Source organism: Variovorax soli, from assembly GCF_031454625.1.
Taxonomy (GTDB): domain Bacteria; phylum Pseudomonadota; class Gammaproteobacteria; order Burkholderiales; family Burkholderiaceae_C; genus Variovorax; species Variovorax soli_A.
Genome location: NZ_JAVDRF010000021.1, coordinates 1 through 18,818 on the forward strand (window position 1 = coordinate 1; position 18,818 = coordinate 18,818).

The following is an 18,818-nucleotide window of genomic DNA, read 5'->3' on the forward strand; positions in this document are numbered from 1 at the left end:
ACGGCACCTTCATTCATTTCGATCTGGAGCCGCGCTGCATCGATACAGCGGAGATGGAATTCCTCCAGGAAGTGACACCATACTTTCTCGACTACCTCGATTGAATTGCGGGTCTGAGGAGGCAGCAGCAAAAGCCCGATCAGCGTGCTGGTGAAGTGACCCAGAGCAGTTGCCGGTGCTGCCCGCGGATCTGCCGCATGCTGCTGCAGGTCCATGCGCAGCCTCCGCCAAGCCGATCATGCGCCGATGTCAATCAGCGCGAGCCACGCCTCCCGGTCGCGGGTCCTGCGAAGGTGGCCGGGGGACAGCAGGATCTCAAAGTCGGCCGCAGGTTCTGCAGTGGCGGCTGCGCAGCAGGAGACCGGCGCAAGCGGAAGCGCTAAGGATGGTCTGCAGAACATGCGCAGCACGGACCATTGAATAATGAGGCGATGCCGATGCATCCGAATATCTCGCGATCGAGCTGTCGTGGCATCGGTTTTGCCGCGCGGCGCAGCCATCAAACAGGTTTTGTGAGCCCGATCCGGGCCTCACAGACGCATTCATCCCCTCCATCCCGATCAGCCGCCGCCGCGCCATCCACAGGTTCGACAGCGCCAAAAGCGTGACGAGCTGCGCCGTGTTCTTCGCCAGCCCTCGATAGCGCACCTTGCTGAAGCGAACTGCTGCTTGATGCCACGGAACGGGTGCTCGACTTTTGCTCGGGTGCTGGGCCTCATGACCTCGCCAAGCGCGTGTTCCAGCTCCACGGCTTGACAAGCAGTGGCGTGGCTGTTCATCGCTCCAAGCTCAGCCGCCCAAGCTTGTCGCAGGCTATCAAGCGCCTGGGCCCGCGAATGGCTGTGATGGAGGTGCGCGCCTCGGCCCATCATTGGGCGCGCCCTATCCATCCCTTCGATACCGCCTATGCGATGCTATGAGAAATCGCTGCGACAGGTGCAGGCCAGCATTGCCGCCAAAGAAGGTGAGCATTGCTGAAGACGAAGCCCGCGAACTGGCAAAACGAGCCTTGCAGTTCAAAAACGAGCGTGGCCACCTGCCAAACATGGCCAATGCCTGGGAAAAACGCATGGCCGAAGGCGTGGCCGCGCTGGCGCGTTATCGTGCAAAGGACCTCATCGTCCTTGTGCAAAGTCAATAGACAATGCGGCTGTACGCTCTTCTCCGAAGCCACCGTTCGGTGCGCCGGTAGGCTCATGGACCGAATAAACTGACAGCATGAGAGTACTGGTCTGTGGTGGACGCTACTACGATGACTGGGCATTCATTGTGAATGCTCTCGACCGGGTTCATGCGCACAAACCCGTCACACTCCTGATCGAAGGCGGTACGACGGGTGCGGACATCCTCGCACGCCGATGGGCTATAGCTCGAGGTATCGAGGTTGCTACGTACCGCGCAGACTGGGATCGCTATCAGGACCGTGCTGTGCCCATCAGAAACTCTCAAATGCTGCGGGAGGGTCGTCCGCAGCTCATTGTCGCGTTCAAAGGTGGGCGCGGGACCACGCACATGGTCACAATTGCCGCGGCGGCGCTCGTGCCGGTGTTGAAGACCTGGCGGCTCGCGGGTCAGTCAGGGCCTGCTTGAATCTCTTTCCTTCACCGCTCGTCAGGAACTCGTCTGCAGGCAATTCGCCGACCTTCGCCTCAATGCAATGGAGTGCCATAGATAGCATCGATCAACTTGGCGGACCGCTTCACGCCCTCCATGAGCTGGTGGTGAACGGGCGCTGCCTCGTCGAAGACTGTGAGCACCCAAGCGATGCCGAAGACCAGGCATCCCTCGGCGAGGTAGACAAGTAGTTCCACGAGGCCCTCCAAAGTCATCGAAGAAGTAAACGAGTTTTGCACATGAAACAACTTGTGCTTGTCAGTCAAATCCGACGGTGTTGGATATGCGAGCGCCAGGTCTTATCGCCTCGCCAGATCTGGACCTTCGACGAGGGGTCAACGAAAAGGGCGGCGTCCATACCATCTCGGCCGTTCTGAGTCGTTCAACCACGTAGTCGCCAGCCCCCTCGAGGATTCGCCTGACCCAGAGCCGCCACGGAACACTCCCGGCCAGATGGCCTCATCGCCCTGGGCAGGAAACCCGCTACCCCAAGAGCACCAAGCCCGCACCTCTTAAAGAAGGCTCCGGGCGCTTCCGTGCGTGCTGAGAAGCCCGCGGTGCCAATAGCACCAGAAAGGTGGCCGGTGGCTTGCACGACGGTTAGGCAAAAATCGAGGTGCGCAAGCTGGAGCGGGAGGTCAGGTCTGCGGGCCGCACATCCGGAAGCCCAGATGGCGTCCTCCTGGGGCGATCAAGATATGAGACTTCCGAAGTCGTGCTGCCCGGATCTGGACGCATCGAAGTTGGCGAAGAGGGGTCTAGAAGAGGAGCCACGCTTGGGGCCAAACGTCAGTTTTTGGTCAGCACCGAACGGCTGCAATGCAGCGCGCAACTCTATGTGACACGGAGGCTTTCAAGCTTTCGAGGCGCCTAAAAGGTCAGCGCTCGAATACCAACTGGACAGCGACACGAGCCTTTGTCTTACAAGCTGAAACAGGCAGCCATCTCTATAAGAATCAGGGAAGCGATGCAGGATCGCATCGTTTGTGCCTTTCGAAGGCACCTCGAGTGGACTGGGCCCACGGATGCCGTGTTTGGAAAGCTCGCTATCGCAGAGCACCGATTAAGACGGCCTCGCCGGAGCCAAATTGCAACGGCCCAGCGGCAGCGCCTGAGACACCCAAAGTCGTCGGGGAGAGCAACAGCAATAACTGACAGCGCCGTGGAAAACGACCCGCAGGTGAAAATTGCATACATTCCGGCGTTGGATGGCATTCGTGCCGTTGCAATCGGGATGGTTCTGGCATTTCACAGCACGGCACCTCGGGCCAATGGCGGATACGTCGGCGTCGACGTTTTCTTCGTGCTGTCAGGCTTTTTGATTACAAAAATTCTGGCACACGAGCTGGCAGAGCGTGGCCACATCAAACTGCTGAACTTCTATTGGCGCCGGGCCCTCAGGCTGTACCCCACGTTTCTGGTGCTGCTGGCGGCCATTGCGCTAGCGGCACCGTACTTGATAGCCAAGCCACCTGCCTGGCAATACGTGCTGATCTCAGGTGTCTACCTGACCGATTACGCCCAGGCATTCTTTACATTCCCGGCCGTTCTAAGCTACACGTGGTCCCTTGCTGTGGAGGAGCATTTCTATTTGCTCTGGCCGCTTTTTTTGCCGTTCGTTCTGCGACTGCGCAAGCCAATCCAGGCAATGGTATTGGTCTATTTGCTCGCCACGCTATGGCGGAGCCTGAACTCGTCGGTCTTAGGCTGGGATGCGAGCTATTTTCGCTTCGACACGAGGGCGAGCGGGATTATTCTGGGCTGCGTGCTGGCCCTCATGCGAAGGAAAGCGCCGCCTAAACATGCGGGTTTCGCTTCTCTGACGGTGCTCGCAGCCCTCGTTGCGCTGCCAACCTGGGGACGGCACGTCGGACTCGCCATCGCCGTGCCAGTGGCCGAGCTTTGTGCGGCGACTTTAGTGCTTACCGCAGGTCATTCTGAAATTGAATCGAGGCTCCTCTCTTGGAAGCCCGTCGCCTACATTGGCAGAATTTCCTATGGCATCTACTTATGGCATGTTCCGGTGATGTACTGGCTCCGAGAGAACCATCACACATGGCCTGTGACGTTGGCGGCTGGAACCGCGGTCTCAGTGATGCTGGCCGCGGTGACCTATCACTTCATCGATCGCCCGATTCGAACAATACGCGGTGCCGCTCCTGCAATCAGAGCCGAAACTCATACGATCGTCGAGGCTTCGTCACCCCGCACAGGTGACGGGGACGCCGATCTGCTGAAGGCGCCTTCAGAGTCAATCGTGAACTGAGCTGCTTCGTTCGCTTTCTGGAAGGCAGAATGCGGGCCAACTGCGGACGTTCAGAGGGAAAGCAGAATGAGGGCGGTCGTAGCCAATAACCAATACCTTAAGGAGTCAATGGTGTCGAGAGCATTGTGCAGAACCATCGCGGCAGCGATGAGCGTCATCGCGATGAGCGGAGCCGCTGCGCAAGGCAACGAGCCGGCCCTGGTATCCACGCGGGCGCGACTTACGTCCTCGTACGAGGAGCCCAACGGCAAGCTCTACGTACGATTGAAGCTGCTGCCCGGGCCAAGATTCCCTTCACAACGCAGACCTTCAGGCTGCCCGACCGTTCGCTGTTGGCTGATATTCCTGAAGGTTCATGGGTCACGTTCACCACTAAGCACATCGACGGCGAGAATACGGTGACGTCAATTCATGCCGTTGCGGAGTGCCAGCGCTTTCAGCCGTGCGAGTGAAGCCGGCTAGAAGCGGCCGTTGGCCGCCAGCCTCCACTTGAGAACGCGATGAATCCTAAGCTCATCGCAGTGTTTTCGAGTTCCGTACCACTGACCGCAGAAGTTCCAGATCGCACGGCAAGCACCTTGCACCACGATTTTCCCTGGTCATTGGACCGAAAAATCACCGCTCCACAGCCCGTGGCGTCGAGTCCTAGCCAAGGCCGCCAGGTGCTGACAGCGACCTCGGCGGACCCTGTCGCCCGTGACCGGCACGTCGCGTATTGATCTCTGTGGCCGCGTGATCGCGGCGTGCACTTGCTCCATTGAAAAGCCGAGTTCGCTCACTCCCCGTTCAATTCAGAATCCGCTGCGCAAGTACGGAGGAGCAGAGCTCGGCAAAATAGCAGTCAGAGTTTCGGGGTTAATGCATACCGCGACGAGTCAAAGACGAAACGCTCAATTCTTCCAAATGGGGATTGTGGAAATTCAACTGCATCTTCAAATCAGTAGGGCGATAAAGGTGATAGGCCGAAGCTGCCATTTTGTGCAACAGGGGATAACTCTTCAGAACGCGGACAATCGTGCCTGTGGGCTCCCGCTTGGCGGCAGGTTCGGACGTAGTCCCACCGCTTGCCCATGCAAATGCGTAGTCACTTTGCTGAACGCCTGAACGGCTAAAAGCGCGTTCTCGCAACACCGTTCTAACAAGCACATAGGCCTCGGAGGCGGAATGTACATTGATCCGTTCGCCTGGTTCGGGGCGCTTAACGCGGAATAATTTGGATGTCTTCGATAGATCCGCAAGGAACACTTCGGTGTCGGTGTATCCGTGCTCATGAGAATAGAGCGAGAAGAAGAGTTCCGGGGAGAACTGCCAAAAGCCATGGCCGCAGCAGTTGCTGGCAGGGAGCATGTGCAAGATCTGCGCCCCAGGCCGGCAGAACTCAGAGCAGTTCCTCAGGGCCTGCGCGACGTTGTAGATGTGCTCTAGACACCCGCCGTCTATGACGGTCTCGTAGCGTCCTACAACGTGCTCAGGGAGTGGAAAATTCATGTCATGAATTATGGATGCCCCTTCGTATGCGGAAAAATCAATAGAATCAACTTGGCTGGCGCCAAACTGATCTCTTAAAAGTTCTTCGCAATATTTGGCATTTTTGTATTCAGGCCTTACTGCAAACGCATTACGTACAGTCGATTCAGCCACATGCAGACCTTGCCTACCGATGGTGACGGTCTGGCCAAATACTCTTTGCTGCTTGGCGTAGCGCAAAAAATTGAACTCGTGCAAACCAATGCCCATGGTTTCCCCCCTCTCGATTCGCGCGCCCTAAAGTCAGAGCGGCGGCCGGATATGCGAAGCCCCGCCCCGCAATGCGGAAGCCAAGGTGAGCACAAGCGCGCCGAAGTGTAGACCTTTGAATTACTCTTTCTACCGCCTTGCACAAAATCGCACGGCTGTCTTCTTTTCTTACGTGGCCGGAGGTCGCCATCGAAGCGCCCCCGGGGCGGCCCCATATCCGACGGGCGTGGAAAAATTTTTAGAGAGGCGCGCCCCTAGGCTGGGAGAGCGCGACGCCAGTCAGTCGGCACAGTCCGACACAAGCTCAAACAACAAGCCGCCATCGAGGTTTTGAAGACCGATAACCGCTTTGGAGAAAGCCAAAGTTCGGCTCAGGGCTCGTTGCGGCCACCCGATCCCAGTCCGACTACAGTCGGCCCGCTGCCGTCGTTCGTACTTTCAAGTTCTAGTTCCGGAAGCCGCCATTCATCCAGATCCTCTCGCCAGGACCGCCAGCTCGCCGCAGGATATGTAGTGCTTGACGACCGCGGACAACCTGTTTTGGAACGACATCATGATGGAGCACTCGATGTTCTTCGTGCAGCTAATGCCGGGACCCGACCTCGACGCGCCGCGGCGCCAAGCCGAGGAGTTCTAGCGCCTGTTTGCGCGGCAACTCGAGATGGCGCGCGGCATCCGTGCCGACAACTACGTCGCGTTCAATCGCAGCATCATCGATCTCGTGAAGCGCATCAGCGACTACAAACACAACATGCGCGAGCTGCAGGCCACGGGCAAGATGCGCAGCCTAGTGTGGCCGCTCTTTTTCCAGCACACCGCGCGCGAAGCCGACCGCTTCGCGACACGCCTTGACATGTACAGCCGCGGCAGCATCGAGTTCGACCGCACCGAGGTCGTCGACTTCTGGAGCAAGACTATGGGCGAACACTCGGCCTTCATCTCGCACCTGCTCGACCCGGACGAAAAACTGTTGATCTCCCAAGCCAACAAGCTTGAGACATCGTTCCGCAACGAGAACTTCCGCCACGTGCGCGGCGACCATGTGATGAAAGCCGCCAACGAGATTCTCGATTTCAAGACAGTCGGCGAAAAGGGGATTTACGACGGGAAGATCAAGCCCATCATCTCGCCCACTCGCCTCGCACGTGCGGCGCGAGGCTGTCAAGTTCATCCACGAGCTCAAACGAACGCAAGCCGCGTAGAAAGCAGGGACATCATGCGCACACCCGCCTAGATTGCCGGTCATCCGATCCACCCCATGCTCGTGACGCTGCCGATCGGCATGTGGGTCTTCTCGCTCGCGGCCGATTTCATCGCGCTGCGCTCTGGCGCGGCCGATACGTGGCACGCCGCGGCGCTGTATACGATGGTCGGGGGCATCATCGGCGCGCTGGCCGCCGCGGTCTTCGGGCTGGTTGACTTGCTGTCGCTGCGAGATCCGCCCATCAAGAGCATCGCGATCAAGCACATGTCGATCAACCTCGTGGTCGTGGTGCTGTACGTTGTCAATGCCTGGACGCGCTATCACGCTTCGGTCTCGCCCAGTGTCTCGCTGTGGCTGTCGGTCATCGCCATCGCCCTGCTGCTCGTCTCCGGTTGGCTCGGCGGCAAGATGGTGTACGAAGCCGGTGTCGCGGTGCACGCGTCGGATACGGCCGCGAGCACGGACAGCTAGTCGGCGCAACGAACGCATCCATCGCCTCCAGCTCGCGCAACGGATGCTGCGCGAAGAACTCCGCGGGCACGCGCTTGCCGGTGACCTCCCAGGCCGTCGCCTTGGCGCCGCTGTCGCAGAACGCCGGGCGTAGCGGCGCACCAGCACGTCTTTGAGATCGCCCAGATGCCGATCGAGGCCAAGATCGACCAGGAACGCGAGGCGTTCCAGGACCTCGGTGATCTGGCGCGTGGAATGCCTTGCCGGCGCGCTCCACAGCCAGCTCTGGCGATGCACATCGTCCGGGCGCGGTGTATTGAGCGCCGAGGTCCAGTTAGCAGGCACCGTCGTCATGACGGCCTGGCCAGCAGATGGTTCGAGTTCGACCAGTGCGGCCGCCACCATGGCGCGGATCACTCGGTCGTGCACGATGAGCAGGCGATGGTCGTAGAGCCACTGCCTGGCAAGTACCTAGAGTCGCTCGCGATTGGAGCAGTGCGCGACCTCATCGCGCAAAACCGTCACCAGGCCGCGGCGCTGGTGCTCGGTCATCCATTTGAAGCCCAGGCATTCACAGGCTTGCTGCTGGTGATCGAACAGGGTGCCCCCGCGGGCGTACAGCGCGCGCAGCGACACCAGATCAGGCGCGGAAATGTCCAGTTCTCGGCCAAGGTGGCGAAGCAGGGCAGGGGGCACGGCGCGCACGCTGTTCAGTGGCCGTCCGGTCACGCGGACGAAGCCAATGTGCAGCGCCAAGTCCAGCTCGAGGCTGTCGCTGCGCCGCCGCGCGATAAGTTCGAGTTCGGCGCGGCTGAAACTGAAAAAGGCCTGCAGCTCGAACTCGCTGATCTCGCCCGGCATGTCGCGCAGGCCCAGAGAGGACGTCTGCCAGCCTTGCATTGCCGCGCTCCTTCGCAGTTCGGGGGCCGGTGACGATACGCCGCGGCGAAGCGAACAGCAATGCTTGCGAAATCAACAACTTAGCGAACTGAACCCGCGCCGTTGCTGGGGATGCGAACCGTCAGTTTTGACACCGAAAACAAATCCAAAACCGAGATCACCCGACCAGTGCTCATCGCAACCTCAAACTTTGAGGGCCGCGGGTACGGCTTGACCAGCCGTTCTGCCGACATAGACACTTCCGATGAAATGAAATACCGCCCGGCGTTAGAGCAATGAAACTCCTTTGGTCGCGTTGCTCGGCGATCAGAAGCGGCGGTTGTAGGAGAACAGCAAGCCTGCCGTGCCCAGCAGCGAGACCTGCAGCGCGTCTTTGTGCGTCAAGCGGTAGCCAAGGGCCGGCACGACCATGGGCGAATACCCGTTGTGGTTGAACGGAACCTTGTCTTGATAGGGTGCCACGTAGCCATACATGAGGCCGCCCACCAGCTTGGCATAGAGCATCTGCACGTTGAACAAGTTGTTCCACACGTAGCCGACATAGACGGCGCCCGACTTCTGCCCAAAGGAATTGATGAAATAGGCGCCGCCCCAAAGCCAGCCGTCGGCGCTCTGACGTTCCAGTCCGATGAGCCATACGGGCTTGTGCATCGGGTCGCTGTGGAAGTGATACCCATAGGGCGAAAGGGTGACCTCCCACGCGGAATCGGTCGGGATCAGGTTCGATTCTTCTGCGCGGGTGTCCGGCGCGTCCAACAGGCCAAAGAGGCAAATGGCAAGGCTGGCGAGGCGAGCGGTCGGTGAGAATCTCATCAGAAGCGTTTTCACTGAATGTGGTTCTTAGGCGGCCTGAATAATTGTGGCTCTGTTGAAAATCAAGCGGGTTGCCCAGCGTGAGGGTTGATGGCTTGGAAGTGAAGCTTGCCGGCGGTCAGGAAGATGACCGTCTTGATAGGGGACAGGCGCACGAAGCCGCGGGCGCGACGCTTGGCAGCCTGGAACCATAGGAGCGCTCCTGTTGGCAGTGACCGTGCGCGTGGCCACAATGAGCCGAGTTCGGCAACCCTTCGTTGAGCCCAGGCTACGTCGGCCGAGACGGGCAACGTTTCCGCGACGTGGAGAGCGCGACAGAATTGTCTTCGCGAGCAGCACTGCTCGGCAATATGCTCTTTCGCGCTGCCTGGCTCGTCTCCTTCTTGAGGATGCAGTCGCATCGCCAGCCGCTGGCCACCGGGTTGATCCAGAAGAACAAGGAGCAGCCCTTCTTCGAAAACTTCGCCGCCTGGGCGCACACTTCGACGCCCCCTTTTTCGAGCGCAGCACGATGGCCTTTCCAGCGCTCAGCATCGAGCACTACCGACTTTTCATGGAACGCTCCGTCGGTCCGACGCAAAAGCTGGTCGAGAGCATCGCGACCGAGGCAGAGAAACTCGCCGTCCTCCGGGCCGAGTTCGCTGCCATGGTCGCCCCGTACTACTCTGAAAATATCCTTCGTCAGGACTACCTGCTGACGCGCGCGCAGGCACGTTAAGGCGCACGCCGGCTCAATTCTACGTCCGCGCCTAACAAGGGCAGATTCCGGCCGAAGTCGTGTGCAAACGCTCAGGCTCTCCAGTACGCAGGACATGAGTCGAATGCGGCCACGGCGCTGCGAGCAGCATATCCAGTGTTCATTGCGAGTCAATGATCACTTGACCTCCTTTGATCAATCATTTGAAGAGGCGTGAAGGGCTCACGCCCTCATCAATCTCATCGCCTTCATCGTTCTGGCTATTCCCAGGATCGCAATGACTCTCTTCATGTTGTAAGCCAGTACATGGGGTAATCGTATTTTTTTGGCAAATTGACATGGTCATGGTTATTGCCGAGCGTGTCTGCATCCTAAGTGGCATCGATGTCAAACTCACTGCCCAGATGGCGCCACAGCGCTGGCGGCCCAATCCGGAGGGCGTCGAGCACACGGCGCGCGCCGCGAGATCTTCGTGGTCGGCCCACATAGCGAAAAGACAGCTTCTTAGCGCCCGGGCACTGAATAGTTTCGCGGTGCGCTCATAGTGCGCCGCGATGAGCCGCTGCGCCTCCTCAAGCCGGCGCGCCATGACGGCATCGAACATGGCGCGATGCTCATTGAACTCGTGGCGCTGCTTGTGGGCGCTGCGTGCGGCGAGCTGGCGGTAGCGGTACGCCAGGTCGTAGCGCTGCTCGCAGGAGCCCAGCAGCAGCGTCGAACCGCAGCCCTGCAGTAGAGTGAAATGAAAGGCGCGATGCAGGCGCTCCCGCTGCGGGTTCTCTTCGTAGCGGTCCTCGTGAAGCGAGCGTGGCGCGCGCGACAGACGATGAAAGGCCAGCACGAGGTTTTCTTCCCGATCCGCTGCCGGGTTCGTGAACGCCTGCGCCAACGCAGTCGATTCGATGGCAATGCGCGTGCGCACCAGGTCTTGCAGCTGCTCGGCAGAGGCGTCCGCGACTACGAAGCCGCGCTGCTCGTTGTGCACCACCAACCACCAACCCTTCGGTGGCGAGTCGACTGAGCGCCTCGCGCAGCGGGCTCGCACCCGATGCATGGCGCTGCCGCAGCTCGTGCGTCAGCAGCTTGCGTTCTGGCTGCAGGTGACCGCCGACATAGCGATGTGCGAAGGTCATGGCGCAGTCCAAGCCTTTCCGGGAGGACGGCAAATTTACGCTAGCTACGGCCAGGGGACGAAGCCGCGACAGCTCGGAGGTGCCGGCGCTTGATGGGCGCCCGGGATGCAAGCGTATCAATCTATACAGAAATACGATTACCCCGATCCGGGCGCCTTCAGTCCGCGGCGAACTCGTCGCCCAAGATCGCCTCTGTGTCCTGGCGCTCGCCCATCAGTCGGACTACATCCAGGTGGTCTGCGCACTCGAAGTAGCACAGAGCAGCGGGAACTTCGCGACCCGCCAGGTTCGAAGACCTGGAATGCCCAGGCGCTTTCCGAGCGTCGGCGAGCCGATGCCGGGGTCTAGTTCGATCTGGTCAAGCGCTGCGTTTGGTTGCCTTGGCCGCCTTCACCGCTACGCGGCTGCCATCCTCGTTGCGGTAGTAGCGTACCTCGCCCTGCTGATCGCGCAGCGCCTGAGGACGCAGTTCCGCCCGCTTCAAACGATCTCGCCGCGAGCGATCGCCAGCAGTTCCTTCTCGTCCGCCTTAGTGCGACGCCGGCCGGGCCCGGATGCCAGCCCTTCCTCGATGAGGTCGCGGAGCCGCTTCTTGGCCTGCTCCTCCTGATCCCGGCGGACCAGGTCGCAGATGTACTCACGCGTGTTGCCGTAGTTGCCTGCGGCAACCCTGTTGTCGATGTACTCCCGCATCGACTCCGGCAAGGCAAAGCTCATGGTTTGGCGGCTCATGGCGCCATCTTGCGCGAGTTGACAACCGTTGTCGACTTGGCCGAGCACACGCACGAGCACTTCGCGGACGGCCGGCCGCATCTGAACGTGCGCGAAATGCCGGACGACGGCGATCTGACCTGCTGGCCTACTAACGGCGACGATGCTGATCCTTCGCGATGCGGCCGTCGGGCTGACCCGCTTCGACCAGTTCCGCAAGAGCCTGGGCATCGCCCCCACCATGCTGACCAAGCGCCTCGCGACGCTGACGCAGGAGAGGCTGCTCGAGAAGCGACTGTACTTGGAGCGCCCGCCGCGCGAGGAGTACCTGTTGACCGAGGCCGGACGCGCCTACCTGCCGGTGCTCTTCATGAGCGGCGCCCTGGGACCGGAAGTACCGCGGCAAAGGCAGCTGGCGCGCTACCTGGATGCCGAGACCGGCACCGACATCGAGCCGGTGGCGATCGACGCGTCGACGGACGCGGAGCTCGGGACTCGCCCGTTTCGCGTGCTGGCGCCGAAATGACGACCTTGCGCTGGCTCTCGATCCCCTCCATCAGCCGAGTCCCCCATGATAGAAGACAACACGGTCGAAGCCACCTTGCACGCTTCGCAGCAGCAGGTGGCGCAGCTCCGGTTGCGCGAGGGCGGGTTGCCCCACCCGTACATGGCAGATACCTTCGACTGCGAGTTGGTCGAACTGGGCGACGGGCGCGCGGTCTTCCAAGTGGATGAGAATAGAGCCAGGCATGACAAGTCAGTGCGAACGGGCAGTAGCGCGCGCCGGAACCACGTCGTTGCATCGTCAAAACCCGAAAATCTCCCCAGGCACACCCTTCGCCCACTCACACTGTTGCCGAAAATCGTAGGGCACCTCGTTCGCGCAATCCGGCCACTGGCCGCTGGCGAGCCAAAACTCCACCAGCCCCAGTCGTGCGCACAGGCGCGGGAAGCGTGGGTCGTTGCGCAACTCGGGCATACTGGCCTGGAACAGCAGCGCGGTGCGGTAGCCGTCAGGACCCATGATGTCGGTGCTGGCACCCACAGGGCCCAGGCGGGCGACCTCGGCAGCACGGAAGGCCTCGTCGACCAAGCCCAGGTGCGCGGCGTAGACCAGGCGCGCCACGTCCACACCGCCGGTGATCATGACGTGCGCCTCGAACTCGCTGCGCCAGGCACCAATGTGCTCAAGCGTCGGATCGCGCTTGGCGCGGACGAAGGGGATGGTGTCCTGGAACTCGCGCAGCGGGCGCGTGGCCGCGAGCGCAAGCAGGCGATCGACCGCCGCCCAGTCCTGCAGGAAGGCATGGGCGCGCAGCAAGCTCGAGATCGGAAAGCTCATCTCGGGGATGCGCGCCACGAGGTCTTCATAAACGGGCACCGCTTCGGCGACCTGCCCCGTGGCCATGCGGGCTAGCGCCACCAGGTTGGCCGACATCGGATCGAGCATGTCCAGGCGGTAGATGCGTTCGGCCTCGTCGAGGCTCGCACGCAGGCGGCCGGTCAGGCGCAGCAGCCAGCTGATGTAGCGCCGGCCGGCGCCCGAGCCGGGCGCCTGGCGCAGCCGCTCGAGGAAGTCCTCCGCCTCGACGAACCGGCCGAAGGGCGGCATCACGAAGCATCGTGCGACGAGGGCGTCGTTGTTCTGCGCGTCAAGCGCCAGCGCGTGCGAGGCCTCGCGAACCACGTGCCCGGTGCTGGCTGCACGCTCGGCGAATGGCAGGTACATGTGCAGAAAGCTGCGCACGTAGGCGAGCCTCCCCCAGGCCTCGGCGAAATTCGGTGCGCGCTGCGTCACCACCTCGAGTACGCCAACGCTGGTGCGCAGCTCGTCCGGGGCATAGGACTTGGGGCTGGATCGCAGGTAGAGGTCATAGACCGCAGGATCCACTGCACGCGTGGCAACACCGAAGAAGCCCTGGTCGAGCGCGCGCGCGATGCTTTCGGCGATGTCGTCCTGGACCTCGAAGATGCCTTCCAGCGCACGGTCATAGTGGTCGGACCACAGCGTCGTGCCAGACGCGGCCTCCATCAGGTGGGCGCTGATGCGTACCTGGCCGTCCGCGCGGCGAATGGAGCCGTCGAGCACGTAGGCGCAGTTCAGGCGTTGCGCCGCCTCGGCCTTTCGTTCGCCACGGAACTGGAAACTCGTGGTGCGACTGATCACCCGCAGCTGGGTGCCACGCGCCAGCCGCTGGATAATCTCCTCGCTGACGCCGTCGGAGAAGAACTGCATCTCGGCCTCGTTCGACAGGTTGTCGAAGGCGAGCACGGCGATCACGGGGCGCTCGCGCGGAGATGACCGTTCGGTCAGTGAGGCGGAAGTGTCGTCGTCCAGCAAAGGCAGCGTGAACCGGTAGCCTCGCCCCGCCACGGTGGCGATGGCATCCGGCCCGAAAACCTTGCGTAGCGACGAAATCTGCACGGTGAGGTTGTTCTCCTCGACGACCGTGCCAGGCCAGACCCGCGCCAGCAGCTCGTCCTTGGCGACCACGCGGTCGCGCAGCTCGATCAGCGCCAGCAGCAGGTCGAACGCGCGTCCACCGAGCGAGACCGGCTGGCCATGGGCCAGCAGGCGGCGCTCGGCCGGCCGCACTTCGAACCCCTTCGCCTTGAAGATCAAGACCTGAGCGCCTCTCTTGCTTGTCAGCCCCAATTGTCGGGCCACGCGGGTGGCCTTAGCAACGTTTCACATCGCTTAAGGACGCGGCAGCCCCCCGGCGCGCACAGTGCCTGCACCCCTCGGGGGGCAAAGACCATCCACCATCCACCATCCGCCAGGAGATCCCATCGTGAGCCAAGCATCCATCAAGATCGGCCTCGTCACCGACCAGACCGGCGCACTGTCCTTCCTCGGCATTGCCAACGCCAACCTGGCCCGCCTGGTGGTCGACGAGATCAACGCCGGCGGCGGCCTGCTCGGGCGGCAGATCGAGCTGATTGCCGAAGACAGCGCCACCGACGACAAGGTGGCCGCCGCCAAGGCCACCAAGCTGGTCAAGGGCGATCGCGTGGAAGTGATCTTCGGCGGCATCTACAGCTCCACCCGGCAGGCAATCAAGGGCTCGGCCGTCGTGCAGGGCAAGAAGCTCTACATCTACCCGGAGCAGTACGAGGGCGAGGAGAGCGATCCGCTCATCTTCTGCACCGGCCCCGTGCCGGCACAACAGGTCGATCCGCTGATCCCCTGGTTGATGAAGCACACTGAAGCTCGCAGGTTCTACCTCCCGTCGGCCGACTACATCTGGCCGCGCGTGATGAACAAGCGGGTGCGTGCCGCAGTCACCGCGCACGGCGGCTCGATTCTCGGCGAGGAGTATTTCCCCGTCGATCATGCGGACTACCGCAGCACGGTCGACAAGATCATGTCCAGCGAGGCGCAGGTCGTCTTCAACACCACGGTGCCGCCCGGCGTGGCGCCGTTCCTGCAGCAGCTGTACGAGGCCGGCTTCACGAAGCGCGGCGGCCTGATCGTCTGCCCCTACTTCGAGGAGAACCTTGCGAGCCTGCTGCCGGCCGAGCATGTCGAGGGGCTCTACAGCTGCCTGGACTACTACCAGGCCGTGAGCGACCCGTTCAGCACGGCGCTGCTGCGCCGCTACGACGAGCGATTTCCGGGCAGCGCCAAGTTCACCGCCGGCAGCGCCTGCACAGGGCTGTATCGCGGGCTGAAACTCTGGGAGGCGGCTGTGCGGGAGGCCGGCACGCTGGATCAGGCGGCGGTGATCCGCGCGCTCGACCACGCGCGCATCGCCGAAGGACCGGGCGGGGCCGCCGAAATGGTGCCCGGCCAGCATCACCTGCGCCTTACCATGTACGTCGGCCAAGTGCAGGCGGGGCAGATGAAGGTCATCGAGAACCTCGGCGTGATCGATCCCAACGAGCGCGTGCAGAGCGCGCAATGAGCCACGCTTGGCCGCTCCGAAGGGGCTCGCACCGCAGTGCGCAGCACGGAGGTTGTCTGATGAAGCAGGAGACCTGAAATGAAGCTCTACTACCACCCCGCTTCCACCGCGAGCCGGCCTGTGCTGCTCTTCGCTGCGGAGAGCGGTATCGATCTCGACCTGAAGCTGGTCGACATCTTCAAAGGCGAGCACCTGCAGCCTGCATATCGTGCGCTCAACCCGAATGCACTGGTGCCGATGCTGGAGGACGATGATTTCCGGCTTACAGAAAGCTCGGCGATCCTGAAATACCTGGCCGACAAGTTCGACTCGCCGCTATACCCCAAGGGCCTGCAGCAGCGGGCCCGGGTCAACGAGCGCATGGACTGGTTCAACACCCAGCTGAGCCGCGATTACTGCTTCGGCCTGGTGTTCGCCCAGCTGCTGCCGCAGCACAAGCGGCGCAGCGACGAGGCGCAGGCCGGCACGGTGCAGTGGGGTCAGGAGCGCTCGAAGGTGTGGCTGCAAGTCCTGAACGACCACATCCTCGGCCCCGGGCACAACTACGTGTGCGGCGATGCAATCAGCATCGCCGACCATTTCGGCGCCGGACTGCTCACCTTGGGCGAGGTGATCGGCTGTGAATTCGCGGCTTATCCGTATGTACAGGGCTGGCTGGCGCGCATCAAGGCGCTGAAGAGCTGGAAGTCGGTGAACGCCACGCTCGACGGGGTCACCGCCGCGCACAAGGGTGAGTCGTTCGTGACCGTGTGAAGCGTCGTGGCGCGGGCGCTCAGAAGCCGAAGTCTTCTTTCGGCACGGCCCGTGCCTGCTCGCATGCGCGGTGGAAGTCGTAGGGCACTTCACTCGCGCAGTCGGGCCACTTGCCGCTGCCCAGCCAGAACTCGACGAGTCCGAGCCGCGCGCACAACGGTGCGAAACGCCGATCGTTGCGCAGTTCAGGCATGCTGGCCTGGAACAGCAGCGCAGTGCGGTAGCCGTCGGGCCCCATGATGTCGTCGGCATCGCCGGCCGGCCCCAGGCGTGCGGCGGCGGCAGCGGCGTAAGCCTCGTCCACCAGGCCCAGGTGGGCCGCGTACACGAGGCGTGACACGTCGATCCAGCCCGTCTTGCGGACATGCGCTTGGAGCTCCTCGCGCCACGCACCGATGTGCGCGGGCGAGGGGTCGCGCTTGGCGCGGATGAACGGCAGCCCATCCTGGAACTCGCGCAACTGGCGCTGCCCAGCCAGCGCGAGCAGCCGGTCCACCGCGGCCCAGTCGTGCTGGAAGGCGTGGGCACGCAGCAGGCTCGCTACCGGAAAGCTCATCGTGGGCATGCGCTCCACCAGTTCCTCGAACATGGGAATCGCATCGGCGATATCGCCGGCCGCCATGCGAGCGAGGGCGAGGAGGTTGGCCGACATCGGGTCCAGCACATCGAGCCGGTAGGCCTGCTCGGTGGCCGTCAGCGCCTCACGCATCCAGCCGAAGTGGCGCAGGCCCCAGCCGATGTAGCGCTGCCCGTCGCCGGTACCGGGTGCGCGGCGCAGACGATCGAGCGCGGCATCAGCCTCAACGAAGTGCCCGAACGGCGCGATCACGAAGTACTGCGCTGCCATCGCGTCGAGGTTCTGTGCATCGAGCGACAGCGCGCGCTCGGCTTCGCTGTTCACCTGCGCCGCGCAGGCTGCGCGCTCGGCGAACGGCTGGTAAAAGCGCAAGAAGGCACGCAGGTAGGCCAGTCGCCCCCATGCCGCGGCAAACTGCGGTGCGCGCGTGGTCACCAGCTCCAGGACACCAACATGGGTGCGCAGCTCGTCAGGCGCGTAGCCCTTGGGCCTCGATCGGAGGTAGAGGTCGTACACCGCCGGTTCCACTGTCGGGGCCGGCGCGCTGGCGAAGGCCTGATCGAGCGCGTGGGCGATGTTCTCGGAGATCTCGTCCTGCACGGCGAAGATGTCTTCCAGCCCGCGCTCGAAGCGTTCGGACCACAGCGTAGTTTGTGAGGCGGCCTCCATCAGGTGCGCGCTGACCCGCACGCGGGCCGCTGCCCGGCGGATCGAGCCGTCGAGCACGTGGGTGCAATGCAAGGCGTTCGCCGCTTCGGCCTTGCGATCGCCGCGGAACTGGAAGCTCGACGTGCGGCCGATCACCTTGAGCTGGCTGCCACGCGATACGCGCTGAATGATTTCCTCGCTGACGCCATCGGAGAAGAACTGCATCTCGGGATCGTTGGACAAGTTGTCGAACGCGAGCACGGCGAGCAGCGGTCCGGCGGCCGGCGCGGCGGACGTCGACGATATGGTCGCCTGGGCCACGCGCTGCGCCTTTTCCGCGCTCGGAGGCGGCGTCAGCGCTTCAGCGCCGGCGGCCGCCACTTCGCAGACTTCCACCGGGTCGTCGACACCGGCCATCCGGTACGACCCGTGCACGGCCCAGCGCAGCGCTGCCTCGTCGGCATGGCCCACCGCACCCCGGCGCGCAAAGTCGTAGGCCGTGCGCGTCATCAGGATGCGCCCCTGGCCGGCGAGCGACATCACGCGCGCGGCGATGGCCTTGGCCAGGCCCTCGACCTCCAGCGGCTTGGCGCCTCGCGCGACGTCGGCGGCCGGGTTCTCGCGCAGCACCACCTCGCCGAGATGAATGCCCACGCGCGAGGCGAGCGCGGTCTTCGATTGGGCGCCGAGTTCGAGCAACTGCGCCTGGTAGGCAAGCGCGAAGCGCACCGCCTCGACCGGCCGTTCGAACAGCAGCAGGAACCCGTCGCTCTTGTCGATCTCGCGGCCGCCGTGGGCAGCGAGCAGGTCACGCGCGATGCGGTCATGGCGTGCCATCAGCTCGGCCGCAGCGGCGTCGCCCAGGCACTCGACGAGGTGAGTGCTGGCGACCAGGTCGCACAACAGCAACGCGCGGATCGCGTTTGAGGATGGGCCAGTTGCGGGAGTGGGCATGCTTGGGCCCCTCGATCGAGAGGGGAGCCGCGTCAGGTCACATCTTCGCACGGGCGCCAGGTCAGCGGCGCATCCCCCTGCAAGCGATTCGATGTCCGAATCAGGTGGAAACCAAGCGTCGAGTGTTCGGCAAGGGCCGGTTGCGGCTCGCATTCCGTCTTTCCCGCTGAAGCTGCAAGGGAGAGTGCCGGCCCCGGGAGGGGGACGCTTGCGTTGCGACGCCCAGTAGCGCCAGCCAATACTGCACAACCCGGACGATGGCAGGCTAGCCTGCCTTCCGCACATTGCGCGGCTACGGCAACGCAGGCCTTCCCGCGCGCCGACGACGTTGACGAGGGCCGTCCTTACCGAAACTCGCGGCGCCCGCGCGCCTGGTTCAAGCTGCTGGCGCTCGGGTTCCAAGCGCTTGCGGGCCCTGTTCTGCGCGGCGGCAGCTACCGCCGGCGCGGAGCGACC

The 18,818-nt window shown here is 62.8% G+C and carries 18 protein-coding genes and 2 pseudogenes; 9 read left to right on the forward strand and 11 right to left on the reverse strand.

The window, feature by feature from the left end:
• Together J2739_RS27200 and J2739_RS27205 are read right to left on the reverse strand one after the other, a co-directional pair.
• On the reverse strand, positions 1 to 215 hold a 215-nt coding region (locus J2739_RS27200), incomplete at its 3' end, for a hypothetical protein (protein ID WP_309907556.1).
• Positions 216 to 546: 331 nt separating this feature from the next.
• Positions 547 to 707: pseudogene (locus J2739_RS27205) on the reverse strand (transposase); the annotation flags it as partial.
• 257 nt (positions 708 to 964) lie between these two features.
• Here J2739_RS27205 and J2739_RS27210 point away from each other — a divergent pair.
• Positions 965 to 1,141: a hypothetical protein gene (locus J2739_RS27210; protein ID WP_309907558.1), complete on the forward strand. Its 177-nt coding sequence runs from the start codon at positions 965 to 967 to the stop codon at positions 1,139 to 1,141.
• A 77-nt stretch (positions 1,142 to 1,218) separates the two neighbouring features.
• Positions 1,219 to 1,590 carry a DUF2493 domain-containing protein gene (locus tag J2739_RS27215; RefSeq protein WP_309907560.1) on the forward strand — a complete coding sequence of 124 codons (372 nt, stop codon included), beginning with the start codon at positions 1,219 to 1,221 and terminating at the stop codon, positions 1,588 to 1,590.
• A gap of 59 nt (positions 1,591 to 1,649) precedes the next feature.
• Here J2739_RS27215 and J2739_RS27220 read toward each other — a convergent pair whose 3' ends face one another.
• Positions 1,650 to 1,811, reverse strand: coding sequence for a hypothetical protein (locus J2739_RS27220; protein WP_309907562.1), 162 nt, complete (start codon positions 1,809 to 1,811; stop codon positions 1,650 to 1,652).
• 965 nt (positions 1,812 to 2,776) lie between these two features.
• Between J2739_RS27220 and J2739_RS27225 the strand changes: the two genes are divergently transcribed.
• Complete coding sequence (locus tag J2739_RS27225) at positions 2,777 to 3,880, forward strand: acyltransferase family protein (RefSeq protein WP_309907563.1); 1,104 nt, start codon at positions 2,777 to 2,779, stop codon at positions 3,878 to 3,880.
• 855 nt (positions 3,881 to 4,735) lie between these two features.
• Here the strand turns inward: J2739_RS27225 and J2739_RS27230 are convergent.
• Positions 4,736 to 5,617 (reverse strand): class I SAM-dependent methyltransferase, encoded by an 882-nt coding sequence (locus tag J2739_RS27230; protein WP_309907565.1) that lies wholly within the window; start codon positions 5,615 to 5,617, stop codon positions 4,736 to 4,738.
• 661 nt (positions 5,618 to 6,278) lie between these two features.
• Between J2739_RS27230 and J2739_RS27235 the strand changes: the two genes are divergently transcribed.
• Both J2739_RS27235 and J2739_RS27240 read left to right on the forward strand, forming a co-directional pair.
• A complete protein-coding gene (locus tag J2739_RS27235; protein WP_309907567.1) occupies positions 6,279 to 6,851 on the forward strand; it encodes a DUF2935 domain-containing protein in 573 nt (190 codons plus the stop codon).
• Positions 6,852 to 6,866: 15 nt separating this feature from the next.
• A complete protein-coding gene (locus J2739_RS27240) occupies positions 6,867 to 7,292 on the forward strand; it encodes a DUF2231 domain-containing protein (RefSeq protein WP_309907604.1) in 426 nt (141 codons plus the stop codon).
• A 450-nt stretch (positions 7,293 to 7,742) separates the two neighbouring features.
• Here the strand turns inward: J2739_RS27240 and J2739_RS27245 are convergent, their stop codons facing one another.
• Both J2739_RS27245 and J2739_RS27250 read right to left on the reverse strand, forming a co-directional pair.
• The gene (locus tag J2739_RS27245; protein ID WP_309907569.1) at positions 7,743 to 8,171 is read right to left on the reverse strand and encodes a DUF4158 domain-containing protein; all 429 of its coding nucleotides are present in this window, start codon (positions 8,169 to 8,171) and stop codon (positions 7,743 to 7,745) included.
• Positions 8,172 to 8,477: 306 nt separating this feature from the next.
• Positions 8,478 to 8,999, reverse strand: coding sequence for a hypothetical protein (locus J2739_RS27250; protein WP_309907571.1), 522 nt, complete (start codon positions 8,997 to 8,999; stop codon positions 8,478 to 8,480).
• A 538-nt stretch (positions 9,000 to 9,537) separates the two neighbouring features.
• On the opposite strand from J2739_RS27250, the gene J2739_RS27255 reads away from it, so the two are divergent.
• Entirely contained in the window at positions 9,538 to 9,702 is a 165-nt protein-coding gene (locus J2739_RS27255; RefSeq protein WP_309907573.1) for a hypothetical protein, read from the forward strand.
• A gap of 178 nt (positions 9,703 to 9,880) precedes the next feature.
• Here J2739_RS27255 and J2739_RS27260 read toward each other — a convergent pair whose 3' ends face one another.
• From J2739_RS27260 to J2739_RS27265, 3 genes and pseudogenes are all read right to left on the reverse strand, one after another.
• A complete protein-coding gene (locus tag J2739_RS27260) occupies positions 9,881 to 10,666 on the reverse strand; it encodes a GntR family transcriptional regulator (RefSeq protein WP_309907575.1) in 786 nt (261 codons plus the stop codon).
• Positions 10,667 to 10,682: 16 nt separating this feature from the next.
• Positions 10,683 to 10,814, reverse strand: a pseudogene (locus J2739_RS27965) (GntR family transcriptional regulator); the annotation flags it as partial.
• Between the two features lie 480 nt (positions 10,815 to 11,294).
• A complete protein-coding gene (locus tag J2739_RS27265) occupies positions 11,295 to 11,546 on the reverse strand; it encodes a type II toxin-antitoxin system ParD family antitoxin (RefSeq protein ID WP_309907577.1) in 252 nt (83 codons plus the stop codon).
• Between the two features lie 142 nt (positions 11,547 to 11,688).
• On the opposite strand from J2739_RS27265, the gene J2739_RS27270 reads away from it, so the two are divergent.
• Positions 11,689 to 12,051: a winged helix-turn-helix transcriptional regulator gene (locus J2739_RS27270; protein ID WP_309907579.1), complete on the forward strand. Its 363-nt coding sequence runs from the start codon at positions 11,689 to 11,691 to the stop codon at positions 12,049 to 12,051.
• A 279-nt stretch (positions 12,052 to 12,330) separates the two neighbouring features.
• Here the strand turns inward: J2739_RS27270 and J2739_RS27275 are convergent, their stop codons facing one another.
• Positions 12,331 to 14,121 (reverse strand): winged helix-turn-helix domain-containing tetratricopeptide repeat protein, encoded by a 1,791-nt coding sequence (locus tag J2739_RS27275; RefSeq protein ID WP_309907581.1) that lies wholly within the window; start codon positions 14,119 to 14,121, stop codon positions 12,331 to 12,333.
• Positions 14,122 to 14,317: 196 nt separating this feature from the next.
• Between J2739_RS27275 and J2739_RS27280 the strand changes: the two genes are divergently transcribed.
• Positions 14,318 to 15,430, forward strand: a complete 1,113-nt coding sequence (locus J2739_RS27280) for a substrate-binding protein (protein ID WP_309907583.1) — start codon at positions 14,318 to 14,320, stop codon at positions 15,428 to 15,430.
• A 78-nt stretch (positions 15,431 to 15,508) separates the two neighbouring features.
• Entirely contained in the window at positions 15,509 to 16,183 is a 675-nt protein-coding gene (locus J2739_RS27285) for a glutathione S-transferase family protein (RefSeq protein WP_309907585.1), read from the forward strand.
• Positions 16,184 to 16,202: 19 nt separating this feature from the next.
• On the opposite strand, the gene J2739_RS27290 is transcribed toward J2739_RS27285, so the two are convergent.
• Positions 16,203 to 18,362, reverse strand: coding sequence for a hypothetical protein (locus J2739_RS27290; RefSeq protein WP_309907587.1), 2,160 nt, complete (start codon positions 18,360 to 18,362; stop codon positions 16,203 to 16,205).
• Between the last annotated feature and the right edge of the window lie 456 nt (positions 18,363 to 18,818).

Bases quoted from the DNA above. Each gene is read 5' to 3' on its own strand.
- J2739_RS27215 (WP_309907560.1), top strand. From the start codon at position 1,219: ATGAGAGTACTGGTCTGTGGTGGACGCTACTACGATGACTGGGCATTC.
- J2739_RS27230 (WP_309907565.1), bottom strand. From the start codon at position 5,617: ATGGGCATTGGTTTGCACGAGTTCAATTTTTTGCGCTACGCCAAGCAG.
- J2739_RS27235 (WP_309907567.1), top strand. From the start codon at position 6,279: ATGGCGCGCGGCATCCGTGCCGACAACTACGTCGCGTTCAATCGCAGC.
- J2739_RS27245 (WP_309907569.1), bottom strand. From the start codon at position 8,171: ATGCAAGGCTGGCAGACGTCCTCTCTGGGCCTGCGCGACATGCCGGGC.
- J2739_RS27255 (WP_309907573.1), top strand. From the start codon at position 9,538: ATGGAACGCTCCGTCGGTCCGACGCAAAAGCTGGTCGAGAGCATCGCG.
- J2739_RS27265 (WP_309907577.1), bottom strand. From the start codon at position 11,546: ATGAGCCGCCAAACCATGAGCTTTGCCTTGCCGGAGTCGATGCGGGAG.
- J2739_RS27270 (WP_309907579.1), top strand. From the start codon at position 11,689: ATGCTGATCCTTCGCGATGCGGCCGTCGGGCTGACCCGCTTCGACCAG.
- J2739_RS27285 (WP_309907585.1), top strand. From the start codon at position 15,509: ATGAAGCTCTACTACCACCCCGCTTCCACCGCGAGCCGGCCTGTGCTG.
- J2739_RS27290 (WP_309907587.1), bottom strand. From the start codon at position 18,362: ATGCCCACTCCCGCAACTGGCCCATCCTCAAACGCGATCCGCGCGTTG.